Origin of the sequence: Acinetobacter sp. CFCC 10889, assembly GCF_003268395.1 — a bacterium.
In the GTDB taxonomy this organism is placed as follows: Bacteria; Pseudomonadota; Gammaproteobacteria; order Pseudomonadales; family Moraxellaceae; genus Acinetobacter.
Genome location: NZ_LQXQ01000176.1, coordinates 1 through 501, shown reverse-complemented (window position 1 = coordinate 501; position 501 = coordinate 1). Strand labels below are relative to the sequence as shown.

The 501-nt window shown below is 36.7% G+C and carries 1 pseudogene; it reads left to right on the top strand.

Going from position 1 to position 501, the window contains the following annotated elements:
• Window positions 1–501, top strand: a pseudogene (locus AVJ19_RS21270) (IS3-like element ISAba22 family transposase); the annotation flags it as partial.

Genomic DNA, 501 nt, shown 5'->3' with positions numbered 1-501 from the left:
ACAGAATTTAAAGCTGAAGCCATCAAATTAATTGAAGCCAATCAAGGCAATGTCTCGGAAACAGCCAGACAACTTAGCATTTCAATGCAAACTCTTTCAAATTGGAATACCAAAGCAAAGGCTGGAACTTTAGCAGGTACAAAACAGTATTCACCTGATCTAAACGCTCTACTCGAAGAAAATAAAAAACTCAAACAACAGCTCAAAATAGCTGAAATGGAACGTGAATTTTTAAAAAAGGCAGCAGCGTACTTTGCCAAAGAAAGTCAGTAAGGTACGCCTATATGAAACAAAAAAGATATTCTTTTCCAATTACCTTAATGGCTCGATTACTTCATGTTTCAGTTTCATGTTTTTATGATTGGCTCAAGAGAGGCGTGAGCAAAAGAACGATTCAACGAAATCAACAGACGATATTGGTGAAAATAGCCCATGAGGAGACAAGGCAGAGCTATGGTTATATTCGATTAACCAAATACTTACAAGCTCAGGGCATAAAAA